24 protein-coding genes are annotated in these 19,250 nt (G+C 39.4%); 16 read left to right on the plus strand and 8 right to left on the minus strand.

Annotation, left to right across the window (positions count from 1 at the left end; genetic code table 11):
* Window positions 1-8 precede the first annotated feature (8 nt).
* Entirely contained in the window at window positions 9-3,338 is a 3,330-nt protein-coding gene (locus tag DBR40_RS18370) for a SusC/RagA family TonB-linked outer membrane protein (RefSeq protein ID WP_124561198.1), read from the minus strand.
* 179 nt (window positions 3,339-3,517) lie between these two features.
* Between DBR40_RS18370 and DBR40_RS18375 the strand changes: the two genes are divergently transcribed.
* The 4 genes from DBR40_RS18375 (at window position 3,518) to DBR40_RS18390 (ending at window position 6,546) form a co-directional block, all read left to right on the plus strand.
* Window positions 3,518-4,222 carry a FadR/GntR family transcriptional regulator gene (locus tag DBR40_RS18375; protein ID WP_124561199.1) on the plus strand — a complete coding sequence of 235 codons (705 nt, stop codon included), beginning with the start codon at window positions 3,518-3,520 and terminating at the stop codon, window positions 4,220-4,222.
* A 163-nt stretch (window positions 4,223-4,385) separates the two neighbouring features.
* Window positions 4,386-4,838 (plus strand): carboxymuconolactone decarboxylase family protein, encoded by a 453-nt coding sequence (locus DBR40_RS18380; RefSeq protein ID WP_124561200.1) that lies wholly within the window; start codon window positions 4,386-4,388, stop codon window positions 4,836-4,838.
* A gap of 89 nt (window positions 4,839-4,927) precedes the next feature.
* On the plus strand, window positions 4,928-5,275 hold the full coding sequence (locus DBR40_RS18385) for a YciI family protein (RefSeq protein ID WP_124561201.1): 348 nt from the start codon (window positions 4,928-4,930) through the stop codon (window positions 5,273-5,275).
* 35 nt (window positions 5,276-5,310) lie between these two features.
* Entirely contained in the window at window positions 5,311-6,546 is a 1,236-nt protein-coding gene (locus tag DBR40_RS18390) for an RNA polymerase sigma factor (protein WP_124561202.1), read from the plus strand.
* A gap of 31 nt (window positions 6,547-6,577) precedes the next feature.
* Here the strand turns inward: DBR40_RS18390 and DBR40_RS18395 are convergent, their stop codons facing one another.
* Genes DBR40_RS18395 through DBR40_RS18410 form a run of 4 tightly spaced genes read right to left on the minus strand, consistent with a single transcriptional unit; the run spans window position 6,578 to window position 8,409 of the window.
* Window positions 6,578-7,159 carry a peroxiredoxin family protein gene (locus DBR40_RS18395; RefSeq protein WP_124561203.1) on the minus strand — a complete coding sequence of 194 codons (582 nt, stop codon included), beginning with the start codon at window positions 7,157-7,159 and terminating at the stop codon, window positions 6,578-6,580.
* Between the two features lie 50 nt (window positions 7,160-7,209).
* Window positions 7,210-7,476 carry a hypothetical protein gene (locus DBR40_RS18400; protein WP_124561204.1) on the minus strand — a complete coding sequence of 89 codons (267 nt, stop codon included), beginning with the start codon at window positions 7,474-7,476 and terminating at the stop codon, window positions 7,210-7,212.
* Between the two features lie 56 nt (window positions 7,477-7,532).
* Window positions 7,533-7,799, minus strand: a complete 267-nt coding sequence (locus tag DBR40_RS18405; RefSeq protein ID WP_124561205.1) for a zf-HC2 domain-containing protein — start codon at window positions 7,797-7,799, stop codon at window positions 7,533-7,535.
* 1 nt (window position 7,800) lies between these two features.
* Entirely contained in the window at window positions 7,801-8,409 is a 609-nt protein-coding gene (locus tag DBR40_RS18410) for a sigma-70 family RNA polymerase sigma factor (RefSeq protein WP_233603930.1), read from the minus strand.
* A 147-nt stretch (window positions 8,410-8,556) separates the two neighbouring features.
* Between DBR40_RS18410 and DBR40_RS18415 the strand changes: the two genes are divergently transcribed.
* The 12 genes from DBR40_RS18415 (at window position 8,557) to DBR40_RS18470 (ending at window position 17,368) form a co-directional block, all read left to right on the plus strand.
* On the plus strand, window positions 8,557-9,276 hold the full coding sequence (locus DBR40_RS18415) for a cytochrome b/b6 domain-containing protein (protein WP_124561206.1): 720 nt from the start codon (window positions 8,557-8,559) through the stop codon (window positions 9,274-9,276).
* Window positions 9,257-10,051, plus strand: a complete 795-nt coding sequence (locus tag DBR40_RS18420) for a molybdopterin-dependent oxidoreductase (RefSeq protein ID WP_124561207.1) — start codon at window positions 9,257-9,259, stop codon at window positions 10,049-10,051. Before DBR40_RS18415 ends, DBR40_RS18420 begins: the two co-directional genes overlap by 20 nt.
* Before the next feature lie 109 nt (window positions 10,052-10,160).
* Window positions 10,161-10,391 carry a hypothetical protein gene (locus DBR40_RS18425; protein ID WP_124561208.1) on the plus strand — a complete coding sequence of 77 codons (231 nt, stop codon included), beginning with the start codon at window positions 10,161-10,163 and terminating at the stop codon, window positions 10,389-10,391.
* Window positions 10,392-10,608: 217 nt separating this feature from the next.
* Entirely contained in the window at window positions 10,609-11,589 is a 981-nt protein-coding gene (gene moaA / locus DBR40_RS18430) for a GTP 3',8-cyclase MoaA (protein WP_124561209.1), read from the plus strand.
* Window positions 11,590-11,596: 7 nt separating this feature from the next.
* The gene (glp, locus tag DBR40_RS18435) at window positions 11,597-12,775 is read left to right on the plus strand and encodes a gephyrin-like molybdotransferase Glp (RefSeq protein ID WP_124561210.1); all 1,179 of its coding nucleotides are present in this window, start codon (window positions 11,597-11,599) and stop codon (window positions 12,773-12,775) included.
* Window positions 12,776-12,777: 2 nt separating this feature from the next.
* On the plus strand, window positions 12,778-13,518 hold the full coding sequence (locus tag DBR40_RS18440; protein WP_124561211.1) for a sulfite exporter TauE/SafE family protein: 741 nt from the start codon (window positions 12,778-12,780) through the stop codon (window positions 13,516-13,518).
* 1 nt (window position 13,519) lies between these two features.
* On the plus strand, window positions 13,520-14,017 hold the full coding sequence (locus tag DBR40_RS18445) for a molybdopterin-dependent oxidoreductase (RefSeq protein ID WP_124561212.1): 498 nt from the start codon (window positions 13,520-13,522) through the stop codon (window positions 14,015-14,017).
* A gap of 4 nt (window positions 14,018-14,021) precedes the next feature.
* The gene (locus DBR40_RS18450; protein ID WP_124561213.1) at window positions 14,022-14,255 is read left to right on the plus strand and encodes a MoaD/ThiS family protein; all 234 of its coding nucleotides are present in this window, start codon (window positions 14,022-14,024) and stop codon (window positions 14,253-14,255) included.
* Window positions 14,256-14,260: 5 nt separating this feature from the next.
* A complete protein-coding gene (locus tag DBR40_RS18455) occupies window positions 14,261-15,367 on the plus strand; it encodes a ThiF family adenylyltransferase (protein ID WP_124561214.1) in 1,107 nt (368 codons plus the stop codon).
* A gap of 1 nt (window position 15,368) precedes the next feature.
* Window positions 15,369-15,812, plus strand: a complete 444-nt coding sequence (locus DBR40_RS18460; protein WP_124561215.1) for a molybdenum cofactor biosynthesis protein MoaE — start codon at window positions 15,369-15,371, stop codon at window positions 15,810-15,812.
* Window position 15,813: 1 nt separating this feature from the next.
* Window positions 15,814-16,722 carry a bifunctional molybdenum cofactor biosynthesis protein MoaC/MoaB gene (moaCB, locus tag DBR40_RS18465; protein ID WP_124561216.1) on the plus strand — a complete coding sequence of 303 codons (909 nt, stop codon included), beginning with the start codon at window positions 15,814-15,816 and terminating at the stop codon, window positions 16,720-16,722.
* 304 nt (window positions 16,723-17,026) lie between these two features.
* A complete protein-coding gene (locus tag DBR40_RS18470; protein WP_124561217.1) occupies window positions 17,027-17,368 on the plus strand; it encodes a hypothetical protein in 342 nt (113 codons plus the stop codon).
* Window positions 17,369-17,374: 6 nt separating this feature from the next.
* Here the strand turns inward: DBR40_RS18470 and DBR40_RS18475 are convergent, their stop codons facing one another.
* The 3 genes from DBR40_RS18475 to DBR40_RS18485 form a co-directional block, all read right to left on the minus strand.
* On the minus strand, window positions 17,375-18,043 hold the full coding sequence (locus tag DBR40_RS18475; RefSeq protein WP_124561218.1) for a hypothetical protein: 669 nt from the start codon (window positions 18,041-18,043) through the stop codon (window positions 17,375-17,377).
* A gap of 278 nt (window positions 18,044-18,321) precedes the next feature.
* Window positions 18,322-18,510, minus strand: coding sequence for a cold-shock protein (locus tag DBR40_RS18480; RefSeq protein ID WP_124561219.1), 189 nt, complete (start codon window positions 18,508-18,510; stop codon window positions 18,322-18,324).
* A gap of 170 nt (window positions 18,511-18,680) precedes the next feature.
* The gene (locus DBR40_RS18485) at window positions 18,681-18,968 is read right to left on the minus strand and encodes a hypothetical protein (RefSeq protein WP_124561220.1); all 288 of its coding nucleotides are present in this window, start codon (window positions 18,966-18,968) and stop codon (window positions 18,681-18,683) included.
* Window positions 18,969-19,250: the final 282 nt, after the last annotated feature.

Genomic DNA, 19,250 nt, shown 5'->3' on the forward strand with positions numbered 1-19,250 from the left:
TAGTTTAATTAGAAAGTAAATTGAAGACCAAAAATTATTGTTCTAGGTAAAGGGTAGCCACCTGATCCGGCACCACCAGTACCTATACTGCTGCTCTCTGGTGAATAAAGCGTCGACTCGCTGAAATAAGCCAGATTCTGGCCACTAACGGATAAGCTGATTCCTTCACTTTTTAGTCTGTTGGCTAATTTGGTTGGCAACTTATAGGTCAGATTAACTTCTCTAAGCGCTAAATAATCTCCTTTATGGTAAAACATGCTGGATTCGCGGAAAGTATTGTTTTTGTAAAGCTGATCTGCCCAGTAATAAGTTGGAAACTTTGCATTAGGGTTGCCTGGTGTCCAGGTATCTAAAACGTCAGTAGTGGTATTAAATGTACCTTGTGCATTACTTGCAAACCAGGTACGCGGGCCATCATAGGCAACAAAACCTAAAGCATAATCAAAACGGGTACTTAATGTGAAGCCTTTCCTGCTTGCATTTGCACCAAAACCACCGGTAAAGCGGGGAACAGTCCGGCCCATATAAACCCGGTCGAAACTATTGATAATATTATCACCGTTTACATCTGTCCACATTACATCTCCCAAAGCAATTGGAAAATTTAGGTTTTTATCAGCCGCACTCATGGCATTGTACACAGCAGGATGAACAAGTTTTCTTGCACCCAGTAAATCGACAAAAGATGATGAAGCATAGGCATCCAGATCAGCCTGTGTTCTGATAATACCTTTGGCCTGATACGCATAAGCCACGTTCGGATCCTGACCTTCTTGCAAGCCGCCAACCCAAATTAACTGTTTAGTATCCGGATCGTATACCTGAAAGCCGCCCTGAAGATTGTTTTGCAAGCCATTGTTAGGAAGTTTTAAAATCTTATTGGCGTTATAAGCCATGTTAAGATTAAAATTTACGTTCCAATCTCTGTTTCTCAGCACACTATAATTCAGATCAACCTCAACACCTTGATTCTGCATATCGCCATTATTAGTGGCAATTGAGGTTATCCCTGCGGTGATTGGAAATGTTAAGTTTGCAATTTTATCACTTGTTGTTCTGTGATAATAGTCCACAGAAAGGTCGATCTTATTGAACAAACGAGCTTCTAAACCAACCTCTTTTGTAATTAAACTTTCCCAACGCAAATTAGGATTGGGGATATTTCCAAGCAAATAACCAATACTGCTATTGTATTTATTGGTACCATATGATCCTTGCAGGGTGTAAGCTCCAATGAAATCATCACTCACATTGCCATTAGCACCGTAACTTGCCCTTAACTTTAAGCTATTTACCACCTTGGTAAGGGGCTCAAAGAATTTCTCTTTATGGATGTTCCAACCTACCGATAATCCTGGGAAATTGCCCCAACGGTTGTTTAACAGCCTTGAATATCCATCCCGACGGATAGTTGCGGTTAACAGGTATTTCTCATCATAATCGTAGTTCATACGACCAAAGAATGATAAAATACGTTGATTGGTATGGTAAGTATCAGTACTTCTTCTGTCCTTTTCTGAATTCGTTAAAGCTAAATCAGAAAAATCATCAGTAGGTGCACCACTTCCTGATGCGGATAAACCTTGCGAATAAATATCATAATATTCACTACCTGCCATCACATCGATATGGTGTTTAGATGCTATAGTGGTGTTATAATTAACTACCGCATTATAAGTCTGACTTAAAGCTTTGTCGAATGATGCTGACGAAGTACGGGTTCTGTCATAATTTCCCGGACTTGACAAGAAATCTCTATTGAAAGATTCGTAATTACCATTATTAAAGAAGTAATTACCACTAAGTCTTAATGAGAGATTCTTTAAAAAATCTACTTTTAAAGCCTGGCTTAAGGTAAATTTATCAGTATTGTTCTTTCTAATAAATTTATCATCATTTACGGCCGGGTTACCATCCCTGTAATCTCTACCAACCAATAAATCGCCATTCTCATTCATTCCTCTCATTGTTGGGGGAGCTCCTAAAGCACGCGTAAGGTAGTTTCCTTCAGAGTTAATTGCATCACGCCACTTGGCATTGGCAAAATTTAAATTCGAAATAGAGGTTAACCAAGGCTTGATTTTATATTCTCCATTGAACACAAAGGTTAGGCGTTTATAAAATGTATTAATCGGCATTCCTTTTTCATCATAATTACCTAAGCCCGCGTAATATTTACCCTTTTCATTCCCGCCGGTCATAGACACGTTGTAATCCTGGGTTAAGCTATAATCTCTAAGTGCATAATCAGCATAATTGAAATCTTTATAGATAATTTCGCGATTAATTCCTGATGGATCATACGCACCTAAAGCATTTGTTTTTAATGGATCAGTCATTACCTGCCACCCTTTTCCCAGTAATTCTTCGTTGGCAGCACTTCTAAACATCGGACTCCAAACTGCCGAAGAAGTCACATTACCATCAAGAATATTGCCTGCTGCATCCTTATATAAGTTACCTGTGCCAAATGGTCCGGTTGTATTTAACTGGCTTAAGCGACTTGGCTCATACGAACCAGAGGTTTCAATTGCCTTTCTAGACCAATAGATATATTGTTCAGCATTTAAAAATTCGAATGGAATGTTTAACTTATTGATACCTACTTTAGATTTTACCGCGATATTTGAGACCCCTTCCTTCCCTTTTTTAGTCGTAATGAGCACCACCCCGTTGCTTGCTCTGGCTCCATAAATTGCTGTAGCAGAAGCATCCTTTAAAACCTCGATGGATTCAATATCATCCTGATTAATATCGCTGAATCCGGATCTTAATAAACCATCTACCATCACCAATGGCGAACCTCCTCCGGTATAACCTGTTCCTCCACGCAATACAATATTGGGAACAGCGCCAGGCCGTCCGGAAGTTTGCTGAACCCTTAAGCCCGGAATTGTTCCGGCTAAGGCTGATGCTGGATTGGAACGTACACCAGTTTCCAAAACCTTAGGATCAAGTTTAGATACCGAACCTGTAAGTTTCGACTTTTTGATCGCTCCATAGCCAACAACGATTACTTCATCCAGGCCTTTGCTATCTTCTAAAAGTTTAATATTAATTGTCGACTGACCCTGAATTACAATTTCCTGAGTTAAGTAGCCGGTAAAACTGAAAACCAGTACATCGCCTTTACTGGCTTTGATACTGTAGGCTCCTGCCGGACTGGTTGAAGTTCCATTTTTAGTTCCTTTGATCATTACGGTAACGCTTGGAATTCCCTCTCCGCTTGCTTCTGTAACTTTCCCGGTAATGGTTTGTTGGGCAAATGCCGATATGGTTGCCAGCAGCAACACAAATGGCAGGCAATGCCTGATGAGTTTTAAGTAAGTTTCTTTCATAATTTGGTTATTTTATTTTGTATTATGTTATACATAATAATACTAAGTACCGATTTATTTTAGTTATTTGCAAATAATTTCTGCTTATTTTGAACTAGACTTTAAGTACTTAGCTTTATATTTGTGCTCTAAGCGGTCGCAAAGGCAGTTTTAGGTTAAAAAATAAATTATACATAATAATGGATAGCATCAGTGATTTTAAACAAGTGGATACCAGTTCGTTGGTAGATCGTGTTGAAGATAAGCTTGTTCAACTTTTGCAGGAACGTAAGCTAAAAGTTGGCGACAGCATCCCTACCGAACTCGAACTTTGTGCCGCGTTGGGCGTTAGCCGTACAGTTGTGCGCGAAGCCATGTTGCGATTACGCATGATGGGCCTAATTGAATCCAAAAAGAAAAAAGGTGCTGTAATTACAAGTCCCGATCTGTTTGGTATCCTTTCTAAAAGCATGAACCCGCACATTCTTGACCAGGGCACCTTGAAAGAGATTTTCGAAATTAGGCTGGTGCTGGAAATCGGAATGGCCGATTTTTTATTTCAGCGCATTACCGACGAAGATTTAAAAGAACTGAGAAGAATAGTGGATAACGAACCAGAAGCGGCGCAGGATCATTTGTTTAATATTGAACACGAAATTGCCTTTCATGGTAAATTGTACGATATAACCGGAAATGAAACCCTCCGAAAATTCCAGAGTATGTTGCTGCCTATATTCGATTTTGTGCACAACAGCGGCTTGCTTAAAAAGCAAGGGCAACTGCACAAGTTTGTCTCTCACAAAGGTTTGGTAGATATTTTAGAAAACGGATCGCCTGAGCTTTTCCGCAACGCGATGAGGAATCACCTCGAAAATCATTTTAACCGTCTTTTTGCGGAGGATTAACCCCTAAAACCAGATCAAAATCAGCTTACTTATAAAAAAATAAACAACTAATAATCAAATACTTATAAATATTTTAAAATTTTAATTAAAAAAATTTTAAAAATCTGTCCAATTTCCAGCCTTCGCGTGTCATTAGGTTTTAACAATCAAAATTTAAAACAAAATGGAAAAGAGAATTAATTTATTTGAACAAGGAATGAGCACGTTGAAACCATTATTTGTAATAGGACAGCAATTAAAAAAATCATCAATTGGTCCTACCATAATCGAACTGGTCGATTTCCGTGTATCGCAAATCAATGCCTGTGCCTTCTGCCTCGATATGCATTCGAAAGATGCCCGCGCCAACGGCGAAACCGAGCAACGCCTTTACGGCTTAAGCGCCTGGAGAGAAACCCCTTATTATACCGATCGCGAAAGAGCTGCATTGGCCTGGGCCGAAGCAGTTACCGCCAGCCATGTTACTGATGAAGTATATCAGGAAGCAGCAGCACATTTTACAGAGATAGAAATGATCGAACTTACCCTTTTGGTAACCAACATCAATACCTGGAACCGCTTAAATATCGCTTTCCCGAATGCTGTTGGCACCTACAAAGTTGGTATGTTTGGTTAGGAAGGAATTACTGAACTACCCTAAAGGTTGGTGTCTCCACCGACCTTTGCATGAAACAAAATGATTTGTAAACTTACAAAAAACATAACATGAACGAATTTTTATTGATCTTCCGAAGGGCCTTTACCCACGAAGATCAGCCCTCGCCTGAGATGCTTCAGGAATCAATTAAACAATGGCAGGATTGGTTTGGCGGTATCGCTGCACAAGATAAACTGGTTAGGCCATTACAACGCTGGGATCTGGAAGGCAGAGTAGTACATGCCGATAAAAATGTAATCAACGGCCCATATGCCGAAATTAAGGAATCGATTGGTGGTTTGGTGTTAATCAGAGCCAAAGACTATGATGAAGCGGCAGAAATTGCCAAGGACTGCCCGATATTAAAACTGGGTGGTAATGTGGAAATCAGAATGGCTGTTACACCAACGGCCTAACTGATATAACCAAAAAGCTTATCTTTAATCCATCCATGGAAGAGAGCGTACTTATACCACATTTATTCCGAACAGAGTATCGCAAAATTGTTTCGGTACTCTGTTACCGCTTCGGTATTGATCATATCGAAACAGCTGAAGATATTGTGAGCGACACTTTTTTAACAGCCACCGAAACGTGGAGCATGAAGGGGATTCCTGAAAATCCTACTGCCTGGCTGTACACTGTCGCCAAAAATAAAACCAAAAATTACCTCAGGCACCATGCTGTTTTCGAGCAAAAACTGGCTAAGCAGATCCAGATCGAAACAGAGACTGAGACAGAAATAGATCTCGATTTATCAGACAAAAACATCAACGATAGTCAGCTGGCCATGATGTTTACCATCTGTGCCCCTGTCGTTTCAAAAGAAGCCCAAATTGCATTGGCCCTGAACCTGTTGTGCGGTTTCGGTGTGCAGGAAATTGCCGATGGATTTTTAACAGGTAAGGATACCATTTACAAAAGGCTAAAACGGGCCAAAGAGAAACTGAAAGAGGCGGGTATTAAAATCGAACAGCCAAAAGTTTCTGCCATTAACCAAAGGCTTGAAACTGTACTCACCACGCTTTATTTGCTCTTCTCAGAAGGTTATTATTCGGTATCGAACGACGTTACCCTCCGCAAAGATGTTTGTGCAGAGGCTATGCGGTTAAATTACCTGTTAATCAGCAATCCCCTTACCGATTTACCTCCAGCCAATGCTTTGTTTGCACTCATGTGTTTCCACGCCTCCAGATTTGATGCGCGAGCAGATGCCGACGGCACCCCTGTTTTATACGGAGACCAGGATGAGAAACTGTGGAACAAAGAACTGATTGAACAGGGTATTTATTACCTCAACCGCGCTTCGAAGGGCGATACCTTAACTAAATATCACCTCGAAGCAGCCATTGCCTACTGGCATACCCATAAAGCAGATCGCGCTGAAAAGTGGGAAAATATCCTCCAACTGTACAATCAGCTCCTTATTCTTGAATACTCTCCTATTATCGCCATGAACCGCACTTTTGCCCTGGCCAAAACCAATGGAAAAGCTGTCGCCATAGCAGAAGCAGAAAAGCTGAACCTAGACGATAATCACCTTTATTTTTCACTCCTGGGCAATCTGTACACTGGAATTGATGATCAAAAAGCTCTAAAGCATTTTAAAACTGCGATTGATTTTGCAGTTACTGCAGCCGATAAAAAAATGATTGATAAGAGTATACAAAAACTAAGTATCAATTAAAAATGGCCTTAAAAACCTAAGCCATTTAAGCTTAAAGTTCGCTCAGCAAAAGTTGTACCGAGGCTCTCTTTTTATAATCGGGGTCAAAATGAATATATTTAATCTTCCCTGATTTATCGATAATATAGGTGGCCGGTACCGGAAGTGTATGCCTGCTATTGCCATTATTGGTTTCGAGATTTATTCCGTAACCTTTGTATTTTGTAAATGTAGCTTCATCCATCATAAAGTTTACACCATAAGCTGTCATAATGGTATCGTCTTTATCTTGCAGAATAGAAAAACCTGCATTAGTTTTTTTTATTGTTTTTGCTATATTTTCTTTGTTTTCGGGTGTTACACCAATCACATAAGCATCTTTGCTCGTTAACAGCTGTAAAGAATCCTGAAGTTCTTTAATGTGCTTATTGCAAAACGGGCACCATTGCCCACGATAAAAAAACAATACAACTGAACGGTGTGTTTTAAGTGCATTTTTTAGGCTCACTGTTTTACCGTTTTGATCTAGCCCACTAAACAGTGGTGCCTTTGAGCCAAGGGTTAAACCTTTTTGTGCTTTTACCTGCAAACACAGGGCTGTAATTAAGGCTATGGATAGTATAATTCTTTTCATAATATTAATAGTTTAAAGGCAGGAAAGATTTCCCCTTCCTGCCAAAGTTTTTACATTTTACTTTTTGACATTTTGTCTTTGGCCATTTTTGACTTTTCCATTTTAACCTTTTTCACTGAATCACCTTTCATTTTGCTCATTTTATCCTTTTCCATTTTGTCCATTTTCCTTTTACCCATTTTGTCTTGCTTCACTGAGGTCATTTTTTCTTTTTCCTGCAAAGGTTGGGTAGCAGCAAAAGCTGATGAATAAAGATTGGCTACAACTAAAGTAGCTACAAACAATTTTCCTGTCGATTTTAAAATTTGATTTTTCATGTTTTATGTGTTTTTACACCTTTGTCGGAGCAAAATCAAATACCTTACAATAAAAATCAGTTTTTATTCATTTCTGCTTCCAGCTTTTTAACCAAATTATTTTTAAAAGTTTCATCCAACTTAAAACCATTTACCGGAAAACCCGTAAACAACCTGTTTATCAGCACACTTTGCTCTTGATAAAGCCTGCAGACCGAGCAGCCAGCCAAATGAACTTTTAACTGTACCGTTTCTGAAGCGGTAATTTTACCAGCCATTCTTTTTTCTATTAAAAAAGTAGCCTGCTTACAGTTGTAAATAATATTTTTTAGTGCATTAGTCATGTTAATTCCAGTTTTTTTCAAGGCAGTTCCGAAGGTTTAATTTTGTACGATGCATAATTACCCAAAAATTGGGCGAACTGAGTTTTAACTCGGCGCAAATGTGCTCCGATTCAAGGTCATCCATATGTTTCATGGCAAATACCGAAAACCATAAGCTGGGCAATTTGGCCAAACATGCATTTAAAATTTTACCGAGTTCTTTTAAAATCAATGGGTCGTGCGTTTCTAAGCCGAATGCCTTTGGCTTGAAATGCTCATTCCAATGACCTGTTTCTGCATCAAAAAAAACGTTTTGCTCATTTTCGGCATCCGTTACTTTTAAAGTACCCGACAACTGCTTTCGGTAAAAATCGGCAATCTTGTTTTTAAGAATGGCCGTTAACCATGTTTTCTCATGACTGTTCCCTTCAAATTGACCTAAACGTTGCAAGGCAGCCAAAAAAGTATCCTGTACCAAATCTTTTGCTACATCTTCATCTCTTAATCTCGACATGGCAAAGCCATAAAGATAATCGGCATATTGTTCTACCCAGGTAATCGGATCAGAGCCGGTATACTTCTGATTAACATTGCGATCTATTTCTTTTTGCATGTTGTGTGTATCTAGCATAAATATACTGCTTAATCGCTTAGTCGGGTAAATCCGTATATCCTTACAAATATTTTATTTTTTTCTTGTAAGGATTAGCAGTTAAAAACGACCAAGCTTAAAAATTGGCACATCATAACTTACACTGTTCTATTTTTTCAAATCATTATGAAAGAAATTAAGGAAAAACACGCTTTGCTAATACGATGGACCCATTGGGTGAATTTCCCAGTATTGACCATCATGACCTGGAGCGGTTTATTGATTTATTGGGCAAACGATGCCTATGGGATTTCCGTTTTCGGTATTACGCTGATTAAATTTTTCCCAGAGTGGTTTTACAATTATTTTCATATTCCACAACGCCTGGCAGAAGGAATGGCATTTCACTTTCTTTTTATGTGGTTCTTCCTTATCAACGGACTGATTTATCTCTTATACACCTTTTTTTCTGGTTCATGGCGTGAGCTTTTACCCAATAAAAATTCGTTTAAAGAGGCCTGGTTAGTACTCTTGCACGATCTTCACCTCAGTAAAACCGTTCCACCCCAAAAAAAATACAACGCGGCCCAGCGCATTGCCTATTCGGCTATTATATTAATGGGTATTGGCTCTGCATTAACCGGTTTGGCTATTTACAAGCCTGTACAACTATATTGGCTATGTTGGTTATGCGGGGGGTACCATTTTGCAAGAATTATCCACTTTGCTTTAACCATCGGATATGTGCTATTCTTTATCATTCATATTGTACAGGTAGTACTTTCCGGATGGAATAACTTCCGTGCCGTGGTTGCCGGTTTTGAAGTGATAGAAAAAAAGCCATTGTCCAAAAAAGAACAACCAATCCACCATAAACCAGAAAGTGATGAAGAAAGCAGATCATAAAAAGAAACTGAAAGCTCCATTAACCATTGAGCAAAAAATTAAACGCCGGAGTTTTATTTCATTCGGGACTTTTTTCGCTCTCGGTGGAGCTGCAACTTTAGGATGGAAATGGCTTTTAGATGCTCCAGAAGAAACACCTGGAGTTACCGCGGGTACAAGGGCACCATTACGAAGAGCGCTCAACAAAACAGAGCTTTTTTTCCGCAATTTGTTTAGCAACAATCATCTGGTTAAAACCTACCCAAAAGAACTGGCGGCCACCACGCCCAGGGTTAACAGCTTAATTGGGATTGAAGATGACAAAGATTTTGATATTAACGCATGGAAACTAATTGTTAAATGTACAAATGAGAAAAACCTAAACATCCGACTGGAAGAAATAAAGGCATTGCCCAAAACTGAAATTGTTTATGATTTTAAATGTGTAGAGGGCTGGGACGAAATCCAATACTGGGCAGGTGTAAAATTGAGTGATTTTTTAACACATTTTAAATTAGATGGTCAATCGCACATGCAGTATATGGGCTTAGAAACTCCAAATGGTGCTTATTATGTAGGACTAGAAAGAGAAAGCATACTTCATCCACAAACCTTACTTGCTTACGAAATGAACGGAAAAAGCCTAAGTATAGAACATGGTGCACCACTAAGGCTCATTGTACCAGTAAAATATGGCATTAAAAACTTAAAAAGAATAGGGCAAATATCATTTAGTAATAACAGGCCAAGGGATTACTGGGCAGAACAAGGCTACGATTATTATTCCGGATTATAAATTCGGGTTTTGAGAATGAGATTTAAATTAATATAAAAAAACAAAATGATTTAAAGTAATTTCTCCAGTCATCCGTCTACAGCATAAAATAAACCTAAATCTTGCTTTTATGATCTCTGTTTTCAAAACAAATGTATTCACAGATAACGAATTGAGTAAAATTAGTCCGTTACTGAACCGTTACTTTAAAGAAATTAAATGGAATATCGATTTGTGGGACAATGATAAAATCCTTCGTGTAGATTCGAACAAAGACTGGACAAAAGAAATTACCGAGGTGTTTAACAGCATCGGTTTAAACTGCATCCATCTCGAAGTTTTCCATTCCGATCCGTTTTAATCACAGTATAATAGCTTCCCTAACAACGGATTGTCATTTTCTACATTCTTTTGCCTGCATTTTCATTATTTTACAACAGATAATTCATAAATTAGCAGTAGCTAATGAAATATTTTAGCAATTCGCTAACATATTTTATCCCCTAACCCGACATTGGCTTATAAACAACCGTATATTCGGCCCATTAATCAGGTTAAATTAAATAAACAAAAGGCAAATGATAAAAGATTCTTTTGGAAGGGTACATGATTATCTGCGGATATCGCTCACAGATAACTGCAATTTCCGCTGCTTTTATTGTATGCCCGAGGAAGAATACGACTTCACTCCTGCCTCGCGATTGATGCAAACGGACGAAATTATCCAGCTGGCAGAAGTTTTTGTAGCCAATGGGGTAAGAAAAATCAGGTTAACCGGTGGCGAGCCTTTAGTGCGTAAAGATGCTGCGCAAATTATTACCGCACTCGGGAAACTCCCTGTTGAGCTAACCATTACCACTAACGGAACGCGTATCGCCGAAATGCTGCCCGTTTTAATCGCAGCAGGTATTAAATCCATCAATATCAGTCTGGATACCTTGCAACCTGAAAAATTTTTCCTCATTACCCGGAGAGATTTATTTCACCAGGTACGCAGCAATATCGAACTGCTTTTACAGCACAAAATCAAGGTAAAAATTAACATGGTGGTGATGAAAGGCCTCAATGATAACGAAATCATCGATTTTATCAGCTGGACCAAACACAACCCTATCCAGGTGCGGTTTATTGAGTTTATGCCTTTTAGCGGCAACAAATGGACCAGTAACAAAATGTTTTCTTTAGCCGAGATTTTAGCCATTATTGAAAAAGATTTCACGGCGCTACCACTAAAGGGCGAAGCACACGATACAGCCAAAAACTTTATGATACCCGGTCACGATGGCTCTTTCGCCGTAATTAGCACCATGACCAACCCATTTTGTGATACCTGTAACCGCATGCGACTAACCGCAGATGGCAAATTAAAAAACTGTCTCTTTTCGGATAGCGAAACCGATTTGCTTACAGCACTCAGAAAAAAAGAAGACGTACTCCCACTCATTGAAGCGTCTATTTGGAGCAAGAAAAAAGCCCTTGGCGGTCAATTGGTGCCTGATTTCGAAAAAATAGATGCGGCAACCATTCAAAACAGGAGTATGATTACCATTGGAGGATAAACTATTCATGATTAGCGTTAAAGCGGCAAAAGACCTCATTTCAGAAAATATTACACCCTTAACACCTGTTCTGATTCCGCTGAGCCAGGCTTCGGGCCATATTTTGGCTGCCGATGTTTATGCACATTTAGATATTCCTGCATTCAGACAATCATCAATGGATGGTTATGCGCTCAAATTTTCAGACGCTGAAAAAGAACTGCAACTGATTGGCGAAATGGCGGCTGGTACCCCAACAAATCTGACCATTAAAGAAGGAGAAACCAGCCGAATTTTTACCGGTGCCCCATTACCCGATGGAGCCGATACGGTGGTAATACAGGAAAAAATTACCCGTACAGGAGATAAAATTACTTTACAGGATGCTAATTTAAAGCCGGGCCTAAATGTACGCGCCATAGGTTCTGAAATTGCTTCAGGTGCATTGGCTATGAAAAAAGGCGACTTGTTGAACCCCGCTGCAGTAGGCTTTTTAGCAGGCATTGGTATTACCGAAGTCACAGTATTTCCTTTACCACAAATTGCCATTATTGTAACCGGTAAAGAATTGCAAAAACCCGGAGAAACACTTGCATTTGGCCAGGTTTACGAATCTAATTCCTATTCACTATCTGCCGCACTAAAGACAGAAGGCATAACCCATATTACGGTTTATGAGGCTGATGATGACCTGGATATCCTGCAAAATGTACTTCAAAAAGCATTGAACCACAACGATCTGGTGCTCTTAACTGGGGGCGTGAGTGTAGGCGATTATGATTTTGTAATTGAAGCCGCTACTCGTTGTGGGGTAAAACAGGTTTTCCACAAAGTAAAACAAAAACCAGGTAAACCGTTATACTTCGGCACATATATCTCGAAATTAATATTTGACTTACCCGGCAATCCATCTTCGGTGTTAAGCTGTTATTACAACTATGTATTGCCTTCCATCAAGGCACTCACGCAAAAAAATAATTCGGTAACAGAAGTGCAGGCCATGCTTACCCATGCTTATACCAAACCTGCCGGACTTACCCATTTCCTTAAAGGCAAATACGAAAACGGAAAGGTTAGCCCCCTTGGCGCACAGGAATCGTACCGTTTGAGCTCCTTTGCCCAATCCAATTGTCTGATATGCCTTAACGAAACACAAGAAAATTTCGAAAAGGGAGAAACTGTAACCGTTCTGATTTTACCCCAATAACTATGCAAGAGAGCTTAATCCTTTTTTACTGTTTACTTTTTATCGTAGCCTTTTTATATGCCTCGGTAGGTCATGGTGGTGCGAGCGGCTATCTGGCATTAATGGCCATTTTTGCCATTTCGCCTGCCGTTATGAAACCAACAGCGCTGTTGCTTAACCTTTTTGTTTCATCTACCTCGTTTATTCAGTTTTACCGTGGTGGGCATTTTAAATGGAAAACCTTTTGGCCATTTGCCCTGGCCTCCATTCCCCTATCTTTTGTGGGCGGTATGATGGCAATTGAAAGTTCCATCTATAAAAAAATATTAGGGATACTCCTACTCATTCCGGTAATCCGTTTTTTCTTTTTTAAAAACACCGATCCCAAAGATTTTAAACCTTCAAACGTTCCTTTATCACTGGCCATTGGTGGCATTATCGGCCTGTTATCGGGTATGATTGGTATTGGTGGCGGCATTATCCTCTCGCCGATATTATTGTTGTTAAAATGGACCGATCAGAAACAAACCGCAGCCATTAGTGCAGCTTTCATTTTTGTAAATTCCGTTTCAGGTTTGGGTGGCCAGTTAATTAAAGGTTTTGAATTTAACAGCCATATGCTGGCTTATGTAGGTGTTGCCTTTGCAGGAGGGATATGCGGGGCTTATTTCGGAGCCCTAAAATTTCCTCAAACCGTATTAAAAAATGTGCTGGCTTGTGTATTGGCCTTAGCCGCTTATAAACTGTTATTTACCCATGCTTAATATGAAATATTTATTTATCGCCTTACTATTTGCCACTTTTACAGCTAAAGCTCAGGAAAGCAAACAATTTACAATTGAAGGAAAAGTTAAAAACACTTTAACCGTTAACCTCTCTGATTTAAAACAATACCAAACCGTTAGTTTAGATAGTATTACTGTTTTTAACCACTTGATGCAGCGCAAAAGCAGTATCAAAAATGTTAAAGGGGTGTTGTTAAAAGATATTCTGGCCAAAGTAGAAATCGATACCGATTCGCCTAAAAAACTGAGTGAGTTTTATCTGGTATTTACCGCAACTGATAATTATAAGGTAGTATATTCATGGAACGAGATTTTTAACTCCCCAACCGGAAATCAGTTACTCGTTTTAACCAGTTATGATACCAATCCGGCCAAAGCCGAAAAAGGTAATATTGCCGTCATTACAGCGAGTGATTTTGCTACTGGCAGGCGATTTGTAAAAGGATTGAGTAAAATCAACATCTTACAGGTAAATTAGCCCCATGGAAATTGAAATCATCAGTTTTGGAAAGATTGCAGAATTTATAGGCAATCAAAAAATTGATATCGCTGAAATTGCCGATACCGATAAGTTAAAAATACATTTAGAAACGCTGTTTCCAAAGCTGAAAGATATTAAATACAAATTTGCGTTAAACAACCACCTGGTACAAGATAACAGCGCAATTAACCATAAAGATACATTGGCCATCATGCCGCCCTTTTCAGGAGGATAATAAGAATGAGTGCAGAACGATACAACAGGCAGATTATTCTGAAAGGATTTGGCGAAGCGGCACAGCAGCAGCTGTTAAAAGCAAAGGTGCTGGTTATTGGCGCCGGTGGACTGGGCTGCCCGGCATTGCAGTACCTGGCGGCAGCAGGCATTGGCCATTTAGGGATTGTGGATGATGATACGGTATCGTTGTCTAATCTCCACCGCCAGATCTTGTTTACCACTGCCGATATCGGAAAATTAAAAACCGAGATAGCTGCAAAAAGGTTGCAGGAAATGAATCCCCAGATTGGGATTGTTACGCACCCTATCCGGCTGCAGAAAGGCAATATCCTCAATATTTTATCCCGCTACGACTATATTCTGGATGGAACCGATAATTTTGAATCGAGGTATCTGATTAACGATGCCTGTGCCTTGCTGAGCAAACCTTTGATATTTGCAGCCGTTTCGGGTTTTGAAGGTCAGCTGGCCATATTTAATGCTGCTGATAATTTAGCCGAAAGTACCAATTACCGTGATATTTTTCCGGTACCACCAGGCAAGGGCGAAATTCCAAATTGTGCAGAAAATGGCGTTTTAGGAGTTCTACCGGGCATAATTGGCACAATGGCAGCAGCCGAAACGATTAAACTGATTACCAAAACGGGCGAGTCGCTGCGCAACAAAATACTTAACTACAATTTACTTACACACCAGCAATACATCATCAGCATCAGTCAGGCCAATAACTATATTTTGCCCAAAACCGTTGCTGAATTTTTAACTATGGAATATCAGGATACCTGCGAAGCTCCCTACGGATACGAAGAAATAGATACAGCAACGCTTACCAAACTCAGGCAACAAGAATCGGTAATACTGATCGATGTACGCGAAAAACACGAAGTACCAGTACTGGATAAACAGATTTTCACACAGGTACCCATGTCTGAACTGGCTAACTTTATAACCAAAGGATTTTCGCAAAAACATGTGGTTTTAATTTGTCAGCACGGAATTAGAAGCGTTGCCGCCGCCGAAGCATTACAGGAGAAATTTGGTAATACTAAAAAAATATACAGCTTAAAAGGCGGAATTGTTAAATGGAGAGATTATTTTATCAGACCCTAACATGAGCGAAAAGAAGATCAAAAACATATTTGTACAGGGCAAAATAGATCCGGCCTTTATTGCCGATAGCATTGCAAAACACAGCTGTAAAACGGGTATTGGTGGCCACAGTATTTTCATGGGCCAGGTACGGAAAGATGAAATAGGTGGCAAACTTGTTTCGGCAATCGAATATACCACTTACGAACCCCTTGCACTCGAAAAAATGCACGAGATAAGGGAAGCTGTTTTTGCAAAATACCCGCTTAACTGTATGCACGTTTACCACAGTTTGGGTAACATTAAGGCTGGCGAAATCTGCCTGTTTGTATTTACCTCTTCTGCGCACCGCAAACCTGCAATTGATGCCTGTAGCGAAGTGGTGGAGCGCCTAAAAGCAGAGTTACCGGTGTGGGGTAAAGAAATATTTGAAGACGAAACCCACCAGTGGAAAGAAAATATTTAATATGGTTAACATCACAAAAAAATCAAACAGTTTAAGGATTGCCATTGCCTGTGCTACTGTAAAAGTATCGAAGCAGGAAACTATCGAAGCCATTGAGCAACGTAAAATACCCAAAGGCGATGTATTCGAATTTGCACGTGCTGCCGGACTGTTTGGCGTAAAAAAAACCAGTGATGTTATTCCCGATTGCCACCCGCTCCCGGTCGAGTATACGGCTATTACCTACGAGATCATCGATCTGGAGGTTGTCATTACCGTTGAAGTACATACCGTTTATAAAACCGGTGTTGAAGTTGAAGCCATGCATGGTGCTTCTGTGGCGGCATTAACCATGTACGATATGCTTAAGCCGATTGATAAAGGCATAGAAATAGCCAATATTAAGCTGCTTAAAAAATCGGGCGGCAAATCAGACCTTAAAAATGCACGGTTTCCTGAAATTAAGGCTGCAGTTGTGGTTTGCTCTGATTCGGTTTATGAGAACAAAGCGCAAGACAGCTCGGGCAAGGCCATTATTGCACGTCTCGAACAGTTTGGTATTGATACCGGGCAATATGAAATTGTACCGGATGATGTTAAAGCCATTGGCAATAAAGCCACTGAACTGAGCAATGCAGGCTACCAGTTGCTGATCTTTACCGGAGGCACCGGGCTCTCGCCACGTGATGTTACCCCCGATGCCATTTTGCCTTTAATTGGCCGGCCTATAGCGGGTATTATGGAAACTGCACGCCAGTACGGGCAAGAGCGTATGCCTTATGCGATGCTTTCCAGAGGCGTAGCGGGTTTTATTGGTCAAACGCTTGTACTCACCTTTCCAGGCTCCAAAAACGGTGTGGAAGAAAGTATGGATGTTTTATTTCCGCATGTTTTTCATTTGTTCAAAGTAATTAAGGGCGAAAAACATTAATGCGCTTAAATTTACCACCTAAGACACCTAAGTACATATAAGGGGCTATTTTAATATAGCGGATCGTCATTCCCGTGTAGGCGGGAATCGTAATGAAACATGTAAATGAGCTTAAAGCTTAAACGTTTGACCTTCAACCTTGTTCGGCGAACCCTAAAACTTCCACCTTAAACCTTAAGCAAGCTAGTACCCTCCTCATTACCAGACCATCTGTATTTTTATACAATAAATGTCTTAATCTTAATTCAATCTAAACAACATAATTCCCTTTTCTGATCAAAAATTAAGTCTTATTTTTGCCCACATGTCGGCTAAATACAGGGTTTTATACTTCTTCCAAAATTCAGAAACGGTTATCCTAGAAATACAACGTCTTGATTTACCTCCAAATGCAGATGCGGAGGCAACTTATCACTGGCTTTATTTTGATAAAATGACAGGCTCATTGATCAAATTATGGTTCCGTTCGCTTGATTCTTCTTCGGAGATAGAGGAACGTTATTTTGAACAGGGTTATCTAAAATTCAACAAAACAGAAGCCACATATATCGAAAAACACAATTCTTCCCAGCAGAAATTGAATAACATGGGCAACAGAAGTATAGAAGACCCAATTCTTGAAATGCTCGAAAACTATTTAAAATAGCCCCATTTACGCCATTTCAGGAAGTTCAGCGGTTAAGCTGGCTTTGCTTAAAGGGTATCTGGATTGGTGAAAATTTTGAAGGGATACAGCAAAATCGGCATACCAATCCTGTTTATGCATTTCATCTAACAGTTGTGCACATGAACATACATCAGCATCGGCCTGATGAATGGCCTTAGCTACAAAAGCAACTACTTCCCATATGCCATCCATTAAAAAGAACCTGAATGCAGTCAAAATAGCCGACCACTGCACTTTTTTAGGATGAAGCAAGAAAAACCTGCAAACGGGACTACATAAACGCTTAAACGACATATAATCTTCTTCTGCCCCCTTAACATCCAATAAACCATCGCTGTATGGCAGGTGTATAATTTCCGTCGAAATTTTGTCAAGCCCGTGAGCATAAACACTCGAAGCGCAGATAGAAGATATGGATATAAGTGCAAGGTGATCGTAAATCTCGGGGTGCATTTTCAGCTTTCCGTTTCTTACAAATACGAGTCCTCCTTTTTTATTGGTAGCCTGCACATTCATAGCCGAAAGGCTTAGAAGCTCAAATTCTGTTGCAAAATTAAGCGCCATCACAAATTGAGCGGCTGCCATAAAAGTGCCTTCATCCAGACGTTTATTGTATGTGGCAGGCGTAGATGCTGAAAAAATAGAAAGTTGCAAAAATATTTAGTTTTTCTGGTTCCGGCCGACTGTATCGACAGTAACAAAAATAAAAATCCAATCCAGAAAACAACTATACAAAAGCCGCTAGAAAGTGTTAAAAAAGGTAATTCGTTAAAAATGAGCACGATTTTTTTTCAACCTCCCCTATTCATTTTCTGAACAACAATGGAGTGTGGCTACACTCAGGTGTATAGCAGTGGATTTAGGTAAAATCGAAAAATAAGGCAAAAAAAAAGCAGGACTAAATCCTGCTCAAAATCTTTTTAGGGGAAGAATTATACAACTCTTACTTTCACTGCATTAAGGCCTTTTTTGCCTTCTTGAACTTCGTATTCAACTGTATCATTTTCTCTGATTTCGTCAATCAGGCCTGATGCATGCACAAAAATCTCAGTTCCGCTTTCCTCTTTAATAAAGCCAAAGCCTTTTTCTGAGTTAAAAAATTTTACTGTTCCGTTTTTCATTATACTGGATGTTTTTAAATTTAAAGACCCAAAAATAGGATTAAAACCCAAAAACCAAAATTACAAGCAAATAAAATTGATAATAATGCGCAAAAAGTTTCACAACTGTAAAGTTTATCTTTACACCTTCGACTAAAAAATCAGCCTAATTGCATCCCAAAATAAGATTATCACGCCTTTCTTTGTGCAAGAGATGAATACCAATTAATTGGATGCGATCTTAAATTCATGCCATCACTTTCAATGTGATAAAGGATAATTGGCATGGTAAAATCGACAAAACGTTCAACCTGTCGCGAAAGTTTACCCAAAAAATCCATGCTGGATACGCCTTCTTTTAAATGAACATAGATTACACTTTTTGTTTTAAATTCAAAGCGCTCGACTATTCCGGGCCACTCTGTTTTTATCCTGCTTAAGAAAGCTTTGATTTTGGTTTCTTCTTTAAGTTTTTCCATAAGCTATCAGGTTTTTTTTAATATATGCTAATTTAAAAAATTATCTGAATGGTGGTGAATTGTAACAGCACCTATACATTCAGTTTTCAAATTAAAACCTTTATCATTAAACCCAAAAATGTAGCAGAAATTGTGTACCCACTTTATTTTTACAAAACCCTAATCGTTTCGATCGAAAGTAATACAACCAAGGGCCAGGGCTGCTTAACGTAGCTAAATCTGTAGAGATGAAAGATTATAAAAGCAATGTCGGGATGACGATTGCAGCACAGCATCGTCATC

Source organism: Pedobacter sp. KBW01 (assembly GCF_003852395.1).
In the GTDB taxonomy this organism is placed as follows: Bacteria; Bacteroidota; Bacteroidia; order Sphingobacteriales; family Sphingobacteriaceae; genus Pedobacter.